General features: G+C 42.0%; 15 protein-coding genes. 12 read left to right on the top strand and 3 right to left on the bottom strand.

The window, feature by feature from the left end:
• Window positions 1-19: 19 nt before the first annotated feature.
• The 12 genes from bamA to C9J12_RS21555 all read left to right on the top strand — a co-directional run bounded on the left by bamA (window position 20) and on the right by C9J12_RS21555 (window position 15,238).
• Window positions 20-2,440 (top strand): outer membrane protein assembly factor BamA, encoded by a 2,421-nt coding sequence (bamA, locus tag C9J12_RS21610; RefSeq protein ID WP_107244593.1) that lies wholly within the window; start codon window positions 20-22, stop codon window positions 2,438-2,440.
• Window positions 2,441-2,459: 19 nt separating this feature from the next.
• On the top strand, window positions 2,460-2,969 hold the full coding sequence (locus tag C9J12_RS21605; protein ID WP_006232673.1) for an OmpH family outer membrane protein: 510 nt from the start codon (window positions 2,460-2,462) through the stop codon (window positions 2,967-2,969).
• An 80-nt stretch (window positions 2,970-3,049) separates the two neighbouring features.
• Window positions 3,050-4,075: a UDP-3-O-(3-hydroxymyristoyl)glucosamine N-acyltransferase gene (lpxD, locus tag C9J12_RS21600; RefSeq protein WP_107244592.1), complete on the top strand. Its 1,026-nt coding sequence runs from the start codon at window positions 3,050-3,052 to the stop codon at window positions 4,073-4,075.
• A 124-nt stretch (window positions 4,076-4,199) separates the two neighbouring features.
• Entirely contained in the window at window positions 4,200-4,652 is a 453-nt protein-coding gene (gene fabZ / locus C9J12_RS21595; RefSeq protein WP_011219558.1) for a 3-hydroxyacyl-ACP dehydratase FabZ, read from the top strand.
• The gene (gene lpxA / locus C9J12_RS21590) at window positions 4,652-5,440 is read left to right on the top strand and encodes an acyl-ACP--UDP-N-acetylglucosamine O-acyltransferase (RefSeq protein WP_107244591.1); all 789 of its coding nucleotides are present in this window, start codon (window positions 4,652-4,654) and stop codon (window positions 5,438-5,440) included. The genes fabZ and lpxA overlap by 1 nt, the downstream gene beginning before the upstream one ends.
• The gene (gene lpxB / locus C9J12_RS21585; RefSeq protein ID WP_107244590.1) at window positions 5,440-6,582 is read left to right on the top strand and encodes a lipid-A-disaccharide synthase; all 1,143 of its coding nucleotides are present in this window, start codon (window positions 5,440-5,442) and stop codon (window positions 6,580-6,582) included. Before lpxA ends, lpxB begins: the two co-directional genes overlap by 1 nt.
• A 10-nt stretch (window positions 6,583-6,592) precedes the next feature.
• Window positions 6,593-7,198: a ribonuclease HII gene (gene rnhB, locus C9J12_RS21580; RefSeq protein WP_107244589.1), complete on the top strand. Its 606-nt coding sequence runs from the start codon at window positions 6,593-6,595 to the stop codon at window positions 7,196-7,198.
• 113 nt (window positions 7,199-7,311) lie between these two features.
• Window positions 7,312-10,788, top strand: a complete 3,477-nt coding sequence (gene dnaE, locus C9J12_RS21575; protein ID WP_107244588.1) for a DNA polymerase III subunit alpha — start codon at window positions 7,312-7,314, stop codon at window positions 10,786-10,788.
• Between the two features lie 96 nt (window positions 10,789-10,884).
• On the top strand, window positions 10,885-11,844 hold the full coding sequence (accA, locus tag C9J12_RS21570) for an acetyl-CoA carboxylase carboxyl transferase subunit alpha (protein WP_107244587.1): 960 nt from the start codon (window positions 10,885-10,887) through the stop codon (window positions 11,842-11,844).
• A 131-nt stretch (window positions 11,845-11,975) separates the two neighbouring features.
• On the top strand, window positions 11,976-13,295 hold the full coding sequence (tilS, locus tag C9J12_RS21565; RefSeq protein WP_107244586.1) for a tRNA lysidine(34) synthetase TilS: 1,320 nt from the start codon (window positions 11,976-11,978) through the stop codon (window positions 13,293-13,295).
• A gap of 56 nt (window positions 13,296-13,351) precedes the next feature.
• Complete coding sequence (locus C9J12_RS21560) at window positions 13,352-13,663, top strand: c-type cytochrome (RefSeq protein WP_107244585.1); 312 nt, start codon at window positions 13,352-13,354, stop codon at window positions 13,661-13,663.
• Between the two features lie 225 nt (window positions 13,664-13,888).
• Entirely contained in the window at window positions 13,889-15,238 is a 1,350-nt protein-coding gene (locus C9J12_RS21555; protein WP_107244584.1) for a sodium-dependent transporter, read from the top strand.
• An 83-nt stretch (window positions 15,239-15,321) separates the two neighbouring features.
• On the opposite strand, the gene C9J12_RS21550 is transcribed toward C9J12_RS21555, so the two are convergent.
• The 3 genes from C9J12_RS21550 to C9J12_RS21540 form a co-directional block, all read right to left on the bottom strand.
• The gene (locus C9J12_RS21550) at window positions 15,322-15,510 is read right to left on the bottom strand and encodes a DUF4250 domain-containing protein (protein WP_107244583.1); all 189 of its coding nucleotides are present in this window, start codon (window positions 15,508-15,510) and stop codon (window positions 15,322-15,324) included.
• A gap of 2 nt (window positions 15,511-15,512) precedes the next feature.
• Window positions 15,513-15,716 (bottom strand): YaeP family protein, encoded by a 204-nt coding sequence (locus C9J12_RS21545; RefSeq protein ID WP_006232685.1) that lies wholly within the window; start codon window positions 15,714-15,716, stop codon window positions 15,513-15,515.
• A 131-nt stretch (window positions 15,717-15,847) separates the two neighbouring features.
• Window positions 15,848-16,702, bottom strand: a complete 855-nt coding sequence (locus C9J12_RS21540) for a GGDEF domain-containing protein (RefSeq protein WP_107244582.1) — start codon at window positions 16,700-16,702, stop codon at window positions 15,848-15,850.
• Between the last annotated feature and the right edge of the window lie 74 nt (window positions 16,703-16,776).

Here is a 16,776-nt window from a genome sequence, read left to right as displayed (position 1 = left end):
AGGAATAATTAGAACAGTAATGGCGATAAAAAAACTGTTGATTGCATCACTCTTACTCGGTAGCAGTGTTGCGCAGAGCGCGGAACAATTTGTAGTTGACGATATTCGTTTTGAAGGACTTCAACGTGTCACTATGGGGGCTGCATTGTTAAAAATGCCAGTACGTGTAGGCGATAATGTTGATGATCGTGATGTAGCGGAAATTATTCAGGCTCTTTTTGCTTCCGGTAACTTCGAAGATATTAAAGTATTTCGTGATGGTGATGCACTGGTTGTCAAAGTGCTTGAGCGTCCGACAATTGCCAACATAACATTTTCGGGAAATAAGGCGATCAAGGAAGAGCAACTTACTGATAATCTAGATTCATCGAATCTTCGTATTGGTGAAGCACTTGATCGTACGACACTCAGTAAAATAGAAAAAGGACTAGAAGACTTTTACTACAGTGTAGGTAAATATAACGCCAGCGTACAAGCTGTTGTTACCCCATTGCCTCGAAATCGTGCGGATCTTAAGTTTGTCTTCACTGAAGGTGTATCGGCAAAAATTCAGCAGATCAACTTCATTGGTAATGACGTTTTTACTGATGCAGAACTGAGCAGTAAATTTAACTTGAAGGCTGATATTCCATGGTGGAACTTCCTTGCTGATGAAAAATATCAAAAGCAAGTACTCGCCGGTGATTTAGAAATATTACGCTCGCAATACTTGAATAATGGTTACTTGAAATACAAGTTAGACTCAACTCAAGTCTCAATCTCTCCAGATAAAAAAGGTGTGTATATCACGCTTAAAATTGATGAGGGCGAGCAGTATAAAGTGAAAGGTGTAACGTTCCGTGGCGATTTATCGAAAGATAATAGTGACCTAAACGAACTTGTTACAATCAAAGATGGTGATATCTATAACGGTGCACAAGTCACTGCGCTTGAAGAAGCCGTTAAGCGAACATTAGGTGAGTCTGGTTATGCGTACCCGCAGGTAACAACCATTCCTGATTTTGATGACGATAATAATGAAGTCTCACTGCTTGTAAACGTTGAATCTGGTAAGCGTATTTATGTACGTAATATCCAGTTCTCTGGTAACACATCGACGAAAGATGAAGTGTTACGTCGAGAGATGCGTCAAATGGAAGGCAGTTGGCTGAACTCGAAATCTGTTGAAAGCGGTAAGAGTCGTTTGAATCGAACTGGCTTCTTTGAAACCGTCGATGTACAAACCGTTCGTGTTCCGGGTTCTGATGATGAGGTCGACATCAAATATGTCGTGAAAGAGGCGAATGCCGGTAGCATTAACTTCGGTGTTGGTTATGGTACTGAATCAGGTATCAGTTTCCAAGCTGGTATTCAGCAAGATAACTTCTTAGGCACCGGTAACCGTTTTGGCATCAATGCGATGATGAATGATTACCAAAAAAATGTCAGCTTAGAATACCGTGACCCTTATTTCACGATCGATGGTATCAGCTTAGGTGGTAAAATTTACTACAACGAGTTTGAAGCATCGGATGCAAACATTTCGGACTATACCAACCAAAGTTATGGTACAAGTTTGACATGGGGTTTCCCGTTTGATGAATTAAACTTCTTCGAATTTGGCCTTGGTTACGATCATAACAAGATCTCGAATACCCAAGAATATTACCAGATTGAAAAATTCAAAAAGATTCATGGCTTCGACCGAGGTCAAAATGTGATCGAACTGGATGACTTTGACTGGTCGGTTTCATGGACACGTAACAACTTGAACCGTGGTTATTTCCCGACAGCGGGTAATCACCAACGTGCATCATTCCGTATGACAATTCCGGGCTCTGATGCTCAGTATTTCAAAACGCAGTACGATGTTCGACAATACTTCCCGTTAAACGACGGACATGATTTTAGCTTATTACTTCGTGGTCGCTTAGGTTACGGTAATGGTTATGGCACAACAGACAATGGTAGTGATCAATTACTGCCATTCTACGAAAACTTCTACGCGGGTGGTTTCACTACGCTACGTGGTTTCCGTTCTAACACTGTTGGCCCTAAAGCTGTTTATGTTGGTGGTTGTAGTACGGGTAGCTCAATTGGTGGTAACAACAATTGTGCAACTGGTACTGATGATGCGGCAGGTGGTAACGCCGTTGCATTAGCAAGTATGGAGCTTATTGTTCCAACTCCGTTTGCATCAGATGAAATTCGTAACCAGATCCGTACTAGTCTATTTATTGATGCTGGTACAGTGTGGGATACGGAATATGATTTGAAAGATACTGACGGTAAATATCTTGAAGATTATTCCGACATGGGATTAATTCGTGCGTCATACGGTGCTGCTTTACAGTGGATGTCACCTATGGGCCCATTGGTATTCTCGGTTGCTCGTCCGATCAAGAAATACGACGGTGATGATGAAGAATTCTTCACATTCACCATTGGACGAACATTCTAATTTTTTGAGGAGAAGTCTTTTGAAACAGTGGATTAAAGCAGCAAGTTTAAGTTTGGTTATTTTATCATCTTCAATGTATGCGCAGGCTGCTGAAGCGGCACAAAAAGTGGGCTATGTTGCAACGGGTCAAGCAATGGCTCAGTTAGCTAAGCGTTACAATGTGTCTGAAAAGCTACGTAAAGAGTTCAAAGATCGCATTGATGAGCTTCGTGGTATAGAAAACCGAATGAAAACGAAGGTCGAGAAAATGAAGCGTGATGGTGAGTTAATGAGCTCAACTGATCGTACTAAGATTCAGCGTGAATTAGCATCTCTTGATTCTACTTACAAGCTAAAGGCTAAAGCACTTCAAGAAGACCAGCGTCGTCGTGGTCAAGAAGAAGAGCAGAAATTAGTGATGAAAATTCGTACAGCAATCCAAACTGTAGCGAAGAAAGAAGGCTACGATATCGTGGTTGATGCACAAGCTGTATTGTTTGCAGATCCTAAAGATGACTTATCTAATAAAGTTATCACTGCAGTAAAATAAAGTGATTATTCTCTTAACGCTATTTTGCTCAACAGCAAGATAGCGTTGAGCTGAGCAGTTATAAAAGAATAAGGTTAACAATGGCACGTATTACTCTTGCTGAAATAGCAGATAAATTGGGTGCAGAACTTCGTGGAGATGGTTCTGTAGAAATTCAATCAATTGCTGGCATGGAAAAAGCGACTGAAGGGCAAATTACCTTCTTATCTGCAAGTAAGTACCGTAAACATTTAGCAGAATGTCAGGCGTCGGCAGTCATGCTGAAAGAGGCTGATTTATCGTTTTTTGATGGGAATGCACTGGTACTGAAAGACCCGTATTTAGGGTATGCACTTCTTGCTCAATTATTGGATACGACACCTAAATCTGCTTCAAATGTTGCGCCATCGGCATATATTGCTGATGATGCAATAATCGGTGAAGGTGCTGCTATTGGTCATAATGCGGTTATTGAATCAGGCGCACAAATAGGCGCTAACGTACAAATAGGTGCTGGCAGCTTTATTGGACAGCATGCAGTTATTGGTGCAGGCAGTAAAATTTGGGCGAATGTATCTATTTACCACAAGGTGACATTAGGGAATGATTGCTTAGTACAATCAGGTGCTGTAATTGGTTCTGATGGTTTTGGGTATGCTAATGATCGTGGTAAGTGGGTCAAAATCCCACAACTAGGCTCTGTCCATATTGGTAATAATGTAGAAATTGGTGCGTGTACTACGATTGATCGTGGTGCGCTTGATGATACCATTATTGCCGATGGTGTTATTATTGATAACCACTGCCAAATTGCCCATAACGTGTCTATCGGTGAAAACACGGCAATTGCTGGTGCAACAACAATGGCCGGTAGCTTAAAGATTGGTAAGCATTGCTTTATTGGTGGTGCAACTGTGATTAATGGTCATATAGAAATTACTGATGGTGTTACGATTACCGGAATGGGAATGGTCATGCGTGCTATCAGTGAGCCTGGTGTATACTCATCAGGAATACCATTGCAGACTAATCGCGAATGGCGCAAAACAGCGGCTCGAGTGATGAAAATTGAAGAGATGAATAAGCGCCTTAAATCAGTTGAAAAAAAGCTGAATGAGAGCAACTAATTAATCTTCAACAGAGTTCGTTGAACTGGCCTGCGCATGCGTAGGCCGTTTTGCGTTTAATATATATGGTTTTGAAAATTATTGTTATAGGTGTAAGTTGCCTATTTAGAACAGGAATGTAGTTTTGACGAGCGAAAAGAAAACATTAAATATCACAGAAATTCAGGCGCTTTTACCGCACCGTTACCCATTTTTAATGATTGATCGTGTAACGGATTACGAAGAAGGTCAAACGTTAACAGCATATAAAAACGTCTCAATAAATGAGCCTTTATTTACTGGCCATTTCCCTAAGATGCCTATTTTTCCTGGCGTGATGATTCTTGAAGCAATGGCTCAAGCTACTGGTTTATTGGCTTTTAAAAGCTTTGGTGCTCCCTCTGAAAATGAACTGTATTACTTTGCAAGCATTGATAAAGCGAAGTTCCGTAAACCTGTTGTTCCTGGCGACCAGCTTGTTTTAAACGTTGAGTTTATAAAAGAGCGCCGTGGTATTGCTCTATTTAATGGCACCGCAAAAGTTGACGGTGAAGTTGTTTGCTCTGCTGAGCTTAAATGCGCAAGACGAGAATTCTAATGATCCATGAAACTGCAAAAATCCACCCATCGGCTGTAGTCGAAGACGGCGTTAAAATTGGCGCGAATGTTACCGTTGGTCCATTTACTTATATCGGCGCAGATGTAGAAATTGGTGACGGCACAGAAGTGATGTCACACGTTGTGATCAAAGGCCCTACGGTTATTGGTCAAGATAATCGTATTTTCCCATTCGCAGTGATTGGTGAAGAGTGCCAAGATAAGAAATACAGCGGTGAAGCCACACGTCTTGTGGTCGGTGATCGCAATGTTATTCGTGAAAGCGTCCAACTTCACCGTGGTACCACGCAAGATAAAGGCGTCACAACTGTTGGTAATGACAACCTATTGTGTGTTAATGCACACGTTGCTCATGATGTTGTGATTGGCGACCATACACATATTGGTAATAATTCAATTCTTGGCGGGCATGTCACAGTTGGTGATCACGCTGGTGTAATGGCGCTATCTGCAATCCATCCATTTTGTACTGTTGGTGCTTATAGCTATGTTGGTGGTTGTTCGGCGGTTGTGCAAGATGTACCTCCATATGTCTTAGCGCAAGGTAACCATGCTACACCTTTCGGTTTGAACTTGGTTGGCCTTCAACGCAATGGCTTCGAAAAGCCAGAACTTCATGCTCTGCGTCGTGCATATAAAGAAATTTACCGTTCAGGAAAAACATTGGCAGAAGTGAAGCCAGTATTAGCTGAAATGGCTGAAGAGTGGCCATCTGTTGGTTTACTATGTGATGCTCTGAATAACACAGAACGCGGTATTATTCGCTAATGACGAAGCCACTTCGAATAGGAATTGTCGCTGGGGAAATCTCCGGCGATATTTTAGGTGCCGGCTTTATTCGTGCGATTAAAGCCCAATACCCTGACGCTGAGTTTGTTGGTGTCGCAGGTCCACGTATGGAAGCAGAAGGCTGTGAAGCGCTGTTTGATATGGAAGAGCTTGCGGTGATGGGAATTGTGGAAGTATTAGGGCGTTTGCCTCGCTTGCTTAAAGTTAAAGCTGAGTTAGTGAAATACTTTACTGAAAACCCACCGGATGTATTCGTCGGTATTGATGCGCCTGATTTTAATCTGCGTCTAGAGCTAGATTTAAAACAGCATGGTATTAAGACGGTTCATTACGTGAGCCCATCGGTATGGGCGTGGCGCCAAAAGCGGATTTTCAAAATCGAGGCAGCAACTAACTTGGTGTTGGCTTTCTTACCTTTTGAAAAAGCGTTTTATGATAAGTTTAATGTGCCTTGTGAGTTTGTTGGGCATACGATGGCTGACGCTATTCCCCTTAAAACCGATAAAGCAGCAGCACAAGCGTTACTGAACCTTGATGGCAGTAAGCGCTGGCTAGCCGTATTACCCGGTAGCCGTGGCAGTGAGATGGGGATGTTAGCTGCTCCTTTCATTGAAACCTGTAAATTGCTTAAGCAAAAACACCCAGACCTTGGTTTTGTTGTTGCCTTAGTCAATGAAAAGCGCCGTGAACAATTTGAACAATCATGGCAAGAAACGGCTCCAGAGCTCGATTTTGTATTGGTGAATGATACCGCGCGTAATGTGATGACAGCTTCAGATGCGGTGTTATTGGCATCAGGTACTGTTGCATTAGAGTGCATGCTTGTTGGTCGTCCGATGGTGGTGGGTTACAAAGTGAAGCCTTTGACCGCATGGATAATAAGACGTTTGGTTAAAACAAAATATGTGTCTCTGGCAAACATTTTGGCCGACAAACCGTTGGTGACCGAATTACTGCAAGAAGATTGCGTGCCTGAAAAATTAAGTGCCGAAGTTGATCGAATTTTGAGTTCTGATAATACTGAACTATTGAGTGAATTTTCTCGTATGCATCAATCAATAAAGTGCGATGCAGATAATCGAGCCGCTCACGCAGTTTTATCATTAATCAACAAAGCTTGAGCAAAGAATAATGACGAAAGATTTTGAACCATTTGTATACCCGAAAGCAAATTTGATTGCAGGTGTTGACGAAGTTGGACGTGGTCCACTGGTTGGTGCTGTTGTGACTGCCGCTGTTATTTTAGACCCTAATAATCCTATAGTGGGATTAACTGATTCTAAAAAGTTGAGCGAAAAGAAGCGCAATGTATTGTTTGATGAAATTAAAGAAAAAGCAGTAGCGTGGTCTCTGGGTCGTTGTGAGCCAGAGGAAATTGATGAGCTTAATATTTTACAAGCCACAATGGTTGCTATGCAGCGTGCTGTCGCGGACTTAAGCGTTCAGCCTGACTTTGTATTGATTGATGGCAATAAAATCCCTCAATTACCAATGGCTGCCCAAGCGGTGGTAAAAGGCGATTTACGTGTGGCTGAAATTAGTGCCGCATCGATCATTGCAAAAGTGACTCGAGATCGTGAAATGGAAGTGCTTGATGCACAGTTTCCACAGTACGGTTTTGCGAAACATAAAGGTTACCCAACCAAAGCGCATTTTGAAGCGTTAGAATTACATGGTGCGATTGAGCAGCATCGTAAAAGCTTTAAGCCGGTAAAACGTATTCTGGGTATAGAGTAACTGAATCATTTTTGGTCTTAATAGCGTTGTCGCTGTTAAGAGAGATACGGTGATAGCTAATGCTTTACGCTATAATTATCACTTCAAATTAGAACGCAATAAATCTGGTTGTCATGGCTGATCCTCGCTTTATTCATCTTCATACTCATAGTGACTTTTCAATGGTTGATGGCTTATCAAAAGTCTCACCGTTAGTTAAAAAAGTGGCTGAAATTGGTATGCCTGCAATGGCATTAACCGACTTTACTAACCTGTGTGGTTTAGTGAAATTCTACTTTGCAGCACATGGTGCTGGAATGAAGCCGATCATAGGCGCTGATTTTAAAGTGCATTCAGAAGAGCTTGAAAATGAGCTCGCTGATCTCACCATTTTGGCGACTGACAACGACGGTTATCAAAATTTAACCATGTTGATTTCGAAAGCGTATTTGCGTGGTCATGTTCAGCATCAACCCGTCATCGATAAAGAGTGGTTAGTTCAATATGGCAAAGGGCTAATCTTACTGTCGGGTCGATGTGGCGATGTCGGTAAAGCCTTACTAAAAGGTAACCAATCGCTGGTCAATCGCTGCGTTGAGTTCTATAAAACCCATTTTGAAGATAGCTTTTATTTGGAATTAGTCCGAACAGGGCGTCCAGATGAAGATGCATACATTCACTTTGCAGTTGAGCTTGCTGCGAATGAAGATCTACCGGTTGTTGCAACCAACGATGTGCGTTTTTTATCTGCAGAACAATTTGACGCGCACGAAATCCGAGTGTCCATTCATGATGGTTACACCATTGTTGATCCTAATCGACCAAAGCTATACAGCCCACAACAGTATTTACGTACTGAAGAGGAAATGTGTGAGTTATTCTCAGATATTCCTGAAGCGTTGGCGAACAGTGTTGAAATCGCAAAACGTTGTAATGTAACGGTTCGTCTTGGGGAATACTTCCTGCCTAATTTTCCTACAGGGGATCTAAGTACTGAAGACTTTTTAGTTGTTAAGTCTCGCGAAGGTTTAGAGCGACGTTTAGCGTTCCTTTTTCCGGATGAAGCGGTACGTGTCGAACAACGCGCTGGGTATGATGAGCGTCTTGAGATTGAACTTGAAGTTATTAATCAGATGGGGTTTCCCGGCTATTTCTTGATCGTAATGGAGTTTATTCAATGGTCGAAAGATAATGATGTGCCGGTTGGTCCTGGTCGTGGTTCAGGTGCAGGTTCATTGGTGGCTTACGCACTCGACATTACCGATCTTGATCCGCTGGAATTTGACTTACTGTTCGAACGTTTTTTGAACCCAGAACGTGTATCGATGCCCGATTTCGATATCGATTTCTGTATGGACAAACGTGATTTGGTTATTGATCATGTTGCCGAAATGTATGGTCGTGATGCGGTATCTCAGATCATTACGTTTGGTACAATGGCGGCGAAAGCGGTTATTCGAGATGTAGGGCGAGTACTTGGTCACCCGTATGGTTTTGTTGATCGTCTTTCTAAAATGATCCCGGCAGAGCCCGGTATGACATTGGCTAAAGCCTTTGAGGCAGAACCGCAACTTGGGGATGCCTACAATGCCGATGAAGAAGTAAAAGCCTTAATTGATATGTGTCGCATCCTTGAAGGTGTAACACGTAATGCGGGTAAGCATGCGGGTGGTGTTGTAATTTCACCAACGACGATCACTGATTTCTCACCACTGTATTGCGATGCAGAAGGTGCTAACCCTGTTACCCAGTTTGATAAAAATGATGTTGAAACCGCAGGCTTGGTTAAGTTTGACTTCTTGGGTCTACGAACATTAACCATCATTGACTGGGCGTTAGCTCTTATTAACCCTCGTCGAGAGGCTGAAGGCAAAGAGCCGATCAATATTGCTTCGATTCCTATGGACGATAAAAAGTCATTTGCGATGTTGCAGCGCTCTGAATCGACAGCAGTGTTCCAGTTAGAATCGCGAGGAATGAAGGATCTGATCAAGCGCCTTCAACCTGATAGCTTTGAAGATATGATCGCACTGGTAGCATTGTTCCGTCCCGGTCCTTTGCAATCCGGTATGGTAGATAACTTTATCGACCGTAAGCATGGTCGAGAAGAAGTGTCATACCCTGATGCCACTTGGCAGCATGAATCGTTGAAAGAGATTCTCGAACCTACTTACGGCATTATCTTGTATCAAGAACAAGTTATGCAAATTGCACAGGTACTGTCTGGCTACACCTTGGGTGGGGCCGATATGTTACGTCGTGCGATGGGTAAGAAAAAACCTGAAGAAATGGCCAAGCAGCGCACCACCTTTGAAGAAGGTGCGGTTAATAACGGGGTCGATGGCGAACTCGCCATGAAGATCTTCGACTTGGTAGAGAAATTTGCCGGTTATGGTTTTAACAAATCCCACTCTGCTGCGTATGCATTGGTATCGTACCAAACGCTGTATTTAAAAGCGCATTACCCTGCGGAATTCATGGCTGCGGTAATGACTGCAGATATGGATAACACCGATAAAATCATTGGTTTGGTTGATGAATGTTTACGCATGAAGATACCTTTGCTGCCGCCTGATGTAAACAAAGGGCTTTATCGATTTAATGTTGATGAGCAAGGCGCAATTGTTTACGGTATAGGTGCAGTAAAAGGTGTTGGTGAAGGGCCGATAGAAAATCTGATTGAAGCCCGTGAAAAAGGTGGTCACTTTAAAGATTTATTCGATTTCTGTGCGCGTATTGACACTAAAAAAGTCAATAAGCGTGTGCTTGAGAAATTGATTAAATCAGGTGCGATGGATCGCTTAGGCCCTAACCGTGCCACTCTGATGGCGACGTTGAACGATGCCATTAAAGCGGCTGGCCAGCATCATCAAGCAGAAGCCTTTGGTCAGGCTGATATGTTTGGTGTATTGACGGCAGCTCCTGAAGAGGTCGAGCAAGCTTATGCCAATATTCCAGAATGGCCAGATAAAATTTGGTTGGAAGGTGAACGTGAAACTCTAGGGTTGTACTTAACAGGTCACCCGATAAATGCCTACATTTCAGAGTTAAAGCATTACACCACTTGGCGCTTAAAAGATGCTAACCCAACAGGGCGTGATAAAGTAGCGTCTGTTGCAGGGTTAGTGATTGCTGCACGCGTTATGACAACAAAGCGTGGAACACGTATTGGTTTAATGACACTAGATGATCGTTCAGGTCGTATGGAAGTCATGTTATTCTCTGATGCGCTTGAACGTTACCTTGATTTGCTTGAAAAAGACAAAATAGTGGTTGTTTCTGGACAGGTCAGCTTTGATGATTTCAATGGTGGCCTTAAAATGTCAGCCAGAGAAGTACTGGATATCTCTGAGGCAAGAGAAAAACACCTTAGAGGACTTGCTATCTCGGTAACAGAACAGCAAGTCGATGAACAGTTTTTTGCACGCTTCAGTCAAGTACTGGAGCCCCACAGAGCAGGTACAGTACCTGTTAATGTGTATTATCAGCGCTCGAATGCACGTGCCAAACTTACCTTAGGAACAGAATGGCGTATTACGCCGTCGGATCAGTTAATTCTCGATCTCAAGTTGTTATTAGGTGAGAAGCAAGTCGAGCTTGAATTTAATTAATTTAGTTTATCCGTCGTCTACTGCATTTTATGGTGCTTTAGACAAGCCATTATAGAGTGTAAGACGGCGATAATAGACAAAAGGATTTAAAGTTGTATGAGCCTGAACTTCCTTGAGTTTGAACAACCAATTGCAGAGTTGGAAGCCAAAATTGAAGCACTTCGCGATGTTTCTCGTCGTGATGAATCGGCGTCGGTTGATTTGGACAAAGAAATCGAACAACTCGAAAAGAAAAGCCTTGAGCTGACTAAAAAAATCTTTAGTAACTTAGGGGCATGGCAAGTCGCGCAATTAGCGCGTCATCCCGAGCGTCCATATGTCTTTGACTATATTGAGCACATATTCACTGAGTTTGATGCATTAGCGGGCGATCGTGCGTTCGCTGATGATAAAGCGTTAGTGGGGGGAATTGCTCGTCTTGATGGCCGTCCCGTTATGGTTATTGGCCATCAAAAAGGACGAGGTACGAAAGAAAAAGTATTCCGTAATTTTGGTATGCCAAAACCTGAAGGCTACCGCAAAGCTTTACGTTTAATGAAAATGGCAGAGCGTTTTAAAATGCCAATCATTACCTTTATCGATACTGCAGGTGCATACCCTGGTGTTGGTGCTGAAGAACGTGGTCAATCAGAAGCTATTGCAACTAACTTGAAAGCAATGGCGGGCTTAACAGTGCCTGTTATTTGTAATGTTGTTGGCGAAGGCGGTTCTGGTGGCGCACTAGCGATTGGCGTAGGTGACTACGTTAATATGCTTCAGTACTCAACATACTCTGTTATTTCTCCTGAAGGTTGTGCATCAATCTTATGGCGAGATTCAAATAAAGCGCCTCAGGCAGCTGAAGCGATGGGACTGACGGCTGGCCGTCTTAAAGAACTTGAACTTATCGATAGCATTATTGAAGAACCTCTTGGTGGTGCACACCGTGATCTAGTGGCGATCTCTGCATCATTAAAAGCAACGTTAGTCGCTAACTTAGCTGAACTTGAAGCTTTAGATACTGATGAGTTGCTTGAGCGTCGTTACCAACGTTTGATGAGCTACGGCTACTGCTAAGCAGAGTTAGTCAAAATAAGAGCACATTGAAGCGAGTCAATTCTAAGTAAAGAGTTGGTTCGCTTTTTTTTGACGACTAAAAAGTATTATACTGCGACATTATTCTTCCCTGTGCAGGCTTCATATTTCCCATGCTTTATTCTTCGCTTCGTTCGTGCCTGCTGGCTAATACTCCTGGTTCCAATCGATTTGTTATTGCTTTAAGTGGTGGGCTAGATTCGCGAGTATTACTGCACTTAATGGGGCGTTTTATTCGAGAAAATCCACAGTATCAATGTAATGCAGTGCATGTACATCATGGTTTAAGCGGTAATGCGGATAAATGGGCTCAGCAATGCCAGTTGTGGGCTTTTGAGGAGAAGATAACCTGTCATATTGAACACGTTACTTTGGTTCTAGGTAATCGAGTTAGTGTTGAACAACAGGCGCGAGAGCAACGCTACCTTGCGTTAAGTAAGCATGTTCAGCAAGGTGACTGCTTATTAACCGCGCAGCACGCTGATGACCAGCTTGAGACATTTTTACTCGCGTTAAAACGAGGTAGTGGTCCAGCTGGGTTAGCCTCTATGCCAGAGAGCACTAAGTTTGGTATTGGTTATCATCTTCGACCTTTGTTGCAGGTTACACGCCAGAGTATTACTGATTACGGTATTGCCCATCAATTAGAGTGGGTTGAAGATGAAAGTAATCAAGATCAACGTTATGACCGTAATTTTCTTCGTCATCAAATAACGCCATTATTACATCAACGCTGGCCTGGAATACGTAAAGCGGTATCTCGTAGTGCAGCATTATGTGGTGAGCAAGAAGCATTATTAAATGAATTATTAGCCAGTCATTTATCGAAAGCATTACATGTGGATCAGAGTTTAAAAATTGTAGAACTAGGTTCTGAGAGGATTGGCAAGCAGCTGATCCGTCAGTGGCTAAGTCTATTTACGGTGTTAATGCCATCGCAAGCTCAGTTACAGCAAATATGGCAATCTGTCGTTTTGGCTCAAGATGACGCTAACCCACAAGTATGTTGGGATAACCATCAAATTCGACGCTATAAACAACGCTTGTATGTTGTTAAACAATGGGCGGATATTAGCCTCTTTCAGCAAAAATGTGAGTTAAACCAAGCTTGTTCATTGCCAGAAGGGCTTGGCACATTAGTATTAACAACGGTTAAAGCAAATGGAATATTACGTTTGCCTCAGCAACATGAAATTGTATCTGTGCGGTTTGAGCCAGAGGGGATAGAGGCGAAACCTCAAGGACGTATTGGGAAGCGTAAACTAAAAAAGCTATTTCAAGAATATGAAGTGCCCAGTTGGAATCGTCGTCGTATACCGTTAGTTTTTTATAATGATCGGCTTGCTGCTGTTGCGGGTTTATTTGTGACAGAAGATTTTTTCGGTGAGGATTGTGATCTAGATTGGCTGTGCAACTCACGAGAAGTGCAATAGCTTCATAAAGAGTGCACAATTTGCGAAAGGATAATAAAAATGTATAAGAGGACAAAATGAATAAAATTTTTGCACTTACTATTTTCGCAGTTGTATTTTCATCATCAGTAATGGCTGCAGGCGACCCCGTAGCAGGTAAAGCTAAAGCTGCTATTTGTGCGGCATGCCATGGTGTTGATGGAATTGCAATGATCCCAGGCTATCCAAACCTCAAAGGGCAGAATGAGCAATATTTGGCGAATGCATTGAAAGCATATAAAAATAAAGAACGCACGGGGGGAATGGCGATGGTAATGCAGCCACAAGCTTCTATGCTAAACGATACCGACATTGCAAATGTTGCTGCGTATTTTGCTCAATTAAAATAAGCTTATTATTTAATATACCTCAATAGGCATATTGATATTCAACATTAACCGCTATGAGTACTCAACACTGATAGCGGTTTTTCTTTGTCTATTATTGGTGTACCACGATATTTACAGTTGCTAGCTCATAATTTATTCAGTTGGATACTCTGCTATTGCTAAAGAAAGTAGTATGCATTATTGTACTAGCACACTGATACGTCGATTGGTAAATGAGTACGCATAATGGCTGGTAGTAGAGAACATTTTGGTTCAAAAGTAGGGTTTATTCTGGCTGCTGCCGGTGCTGCTGTTGGGCTTGGGAATATTTGGGGATTCCCAACACAAGCGGCAAGTAATGGAGGAGGGGCGTTTGTTCTGGTTTACCTCTTTATGATCTTGGTCGTTGCTTTCCCTATGCTGGTGGTCGAAATGGCTATTGGTCGTCATGGCCAAGCGAATCCAATCGATAGCATGCGTAGTTTATCGGATAACCCGTTAGCTAAAAAAGCAGGCTCAGTCGTTGGTTGTATTGGTTTAGCCGTACCTTGTTTAGTGTTGGCATTTTATAGCATTGTCGCAGGATGGTTAATTACCTTCATGTTTGCAGCTGTAACGGATATTTTCGGTTTTGAATCGGCGTCTGCATGGTTAAAAGATTTCTCTATTGGTCGTAACCTCTTTGGCGCAATTATATTTTATATATTAACCATTCTTATTGTACAAAGTGGTGTTAAGCAGGGTATCGAAAAGTGGTCTACGCGTTTAATGCCTGCGTTGTTTGCTTTATTTGGTTTAATGTTTGTTTATATCATGACTCAAGATGGCGCAATGGAAGGATTAAAGCACTTCCTTATTCCTGATTTCAGTAAAGTCTTTGATCGCCAGTTACTGTTAGCCGCAATGGGACAAGGGTTCTTCTCTTTGACTATTGGTGGCTGTTCTATGCTTATTTATGGCTCCTACTTAAGTAAGAAAGAAAACCTACCGAAAATGGCGCTGAGCGTGACATTGGTTGATACCGCTGTTGCCATTGTTGCGGGTATGGTTGTAATGCCTGCAATGTATGTTGCGATGCAAAAAGGTGTGGCAATTTACGCAGACGATGGCTCGCTACTGAGTTCTGATACGTTAGTGTTTACTGTTCTGCCTATGCTGTTTGATAGTCTCGGTTTTGTGGGTGAACTGCTTGCTCTCGTTTTCTTTGTGCTAATGACTATCGCTGCACTAACATCATCTATCTCAATGCTTGAATGCCCAGTGTCTTTAGTCTGTGAACGTTTTAATACGAAACGTAAGCCGACAAGCTGGGTGTTAGGGGCGTTAATTGCTTTATTCAGTGTTGTTATTATCTTTAATTTTGGTCAGATGTTTGGTTTAGTAGCGACTATTGCAACGCAGTATTTTCAGCCTGTAGCGGCATTACTGTTTACTTTATTTGGTGGTTGGATTTGGTCTCGTAACAGTAAACTCAAAGAGTTGAGCGAAGGTTGCCCTGAAATCGAAAACAGTTTGTTCTGGAAAGTTTGGCCACTATACCTAAAAGTTGTATGTCCTATTTTAGTGGCCACAGTACTTTGGGCTTCGTTTGGCTAAGGTTATTGATAACCAACAATGAAATATAAAAAACGGAAGCCATTGGCTTCCGTTTTGTCTTTCATATATGTTGATTTGATGTGTTAGCGGAATTGTTTTACTTCAGGCAAGTAATCAAAGCCTGCTTGTTTGAGGCGGTTGATCAAAATTTCTTTATCGATTTCGAAATAGTTAATCAAGCTGTCCAAGTCTTCAAATTCATCACGAATTTTCATATTAACGATGCTCATTAACATGACTGGATCCATCGTTTCATATTTGGATAAATTCATATTTAGTCTTCGAAATCACTCATTAATAAATTTGCAGCAGCAAAAGCCGCACGTTCGCGAACATCTTTCGGTAGCTCTTCATTTGCAGCAATAAAATCAAATGTTTTGACTGCACAATGAATCGCATTTGGAATATACCCGAGATCACCGCCGCCAATTTGTGCATAAGTCTTACGGATTAATTCGCAGCATTCGTAAACTTTCATGATATTTCCTCTAAAGTAAAATTTATTCGAATAGAGAATGTATTGGAATAAATTCTATGGTGATAAACACCAATATACACGTTGAAGATAGCAAAGAATATTGATCAAAAAAGGATAAATTGGGGAGATGGCTATTTATTACGCTTTTGTTTATATAACTGGCGATCAGCGCGATCAATAAGCGAAAGGGTGGTATCCCCTTTTTGATATTGGGCATAACCATGTGATGATGAAACCTGAAGAGTGCGTAATGCTTGGTCATCATTAATCAAGTGATGTACGCGTTCTGCTACTTTCTGTGCGGATTTGTCTGTTGCTGGTTGCAGCAGCATAATGAACTCATCTCCGCCTAGACGATAACAACGGTCAGAGGTGCGAACAGCATGTTTTAACGCAATAGCGAAACGACGGATAACTTTATCACCATCAAGGTGCCCATAGCGGTCGTTAACTTGTTTGAAATTATCTAAATCAAAGATTACGACAACTAAACCCACATCCCGGCGTTCGCTCATCGCAATCGAATGTTGTATATCTTGCTCGAAACTAGAACGATTACCTAAACCGGATAGATGATCTCGCATAGCCATATTTTTGACTCGGCGATATTCAATAGCATTACTAAGGGGGCCTGCGAAAAGGCGGTGATACGTATGAAGTAAGTTAATTTCATCGTTATCAAGTTTATAAGGGGTCGTGTACTTTAATTTACCGAGTTCATTTTCACCAAGGCGTAAAACAAAGGTTTGGTTGAATTCAGTGCCTTTTCCTCGACGAATTAAGGTACTAGTATCGTCAAGATCCCAGATAAGACGGCTTACATCGATTTGTTTTTCGATTTCACGAGTGAATATTTCGAATAATATTCCAAGTTCTAGTTTGCCTTGTAGTTTCTGCAAGATCAGTAGACGCTGATCAGCGCCGAGAGGTTTTGTCCTCGGTTTTCGTTCATCAGCAAAAAACTTGTCCCAGAGAATTGGATCCATAAAAACATCATAAAAATATTAGGGGTTTACTATAGGCAATTATTTGTTCAAATCAACATCTAGAGTAATTTATT

It is taken from the genome of Photobacterium frigidiphilum (assembly GCF_003025615.1).
GTDB classification, from domain to species: domain Bacteria; phylum Pseudomonadota; class Gammaproteobacteria; order Enterobacterales; family Vibrionaceae; genus Photobacterium; species Photobacterium frigidiphilum.
The sequence above is the reverse complement of the archived record's forward strand: the minus strand, read 5'-3'. Positions and strand labels throughout refer to the sequence as shown.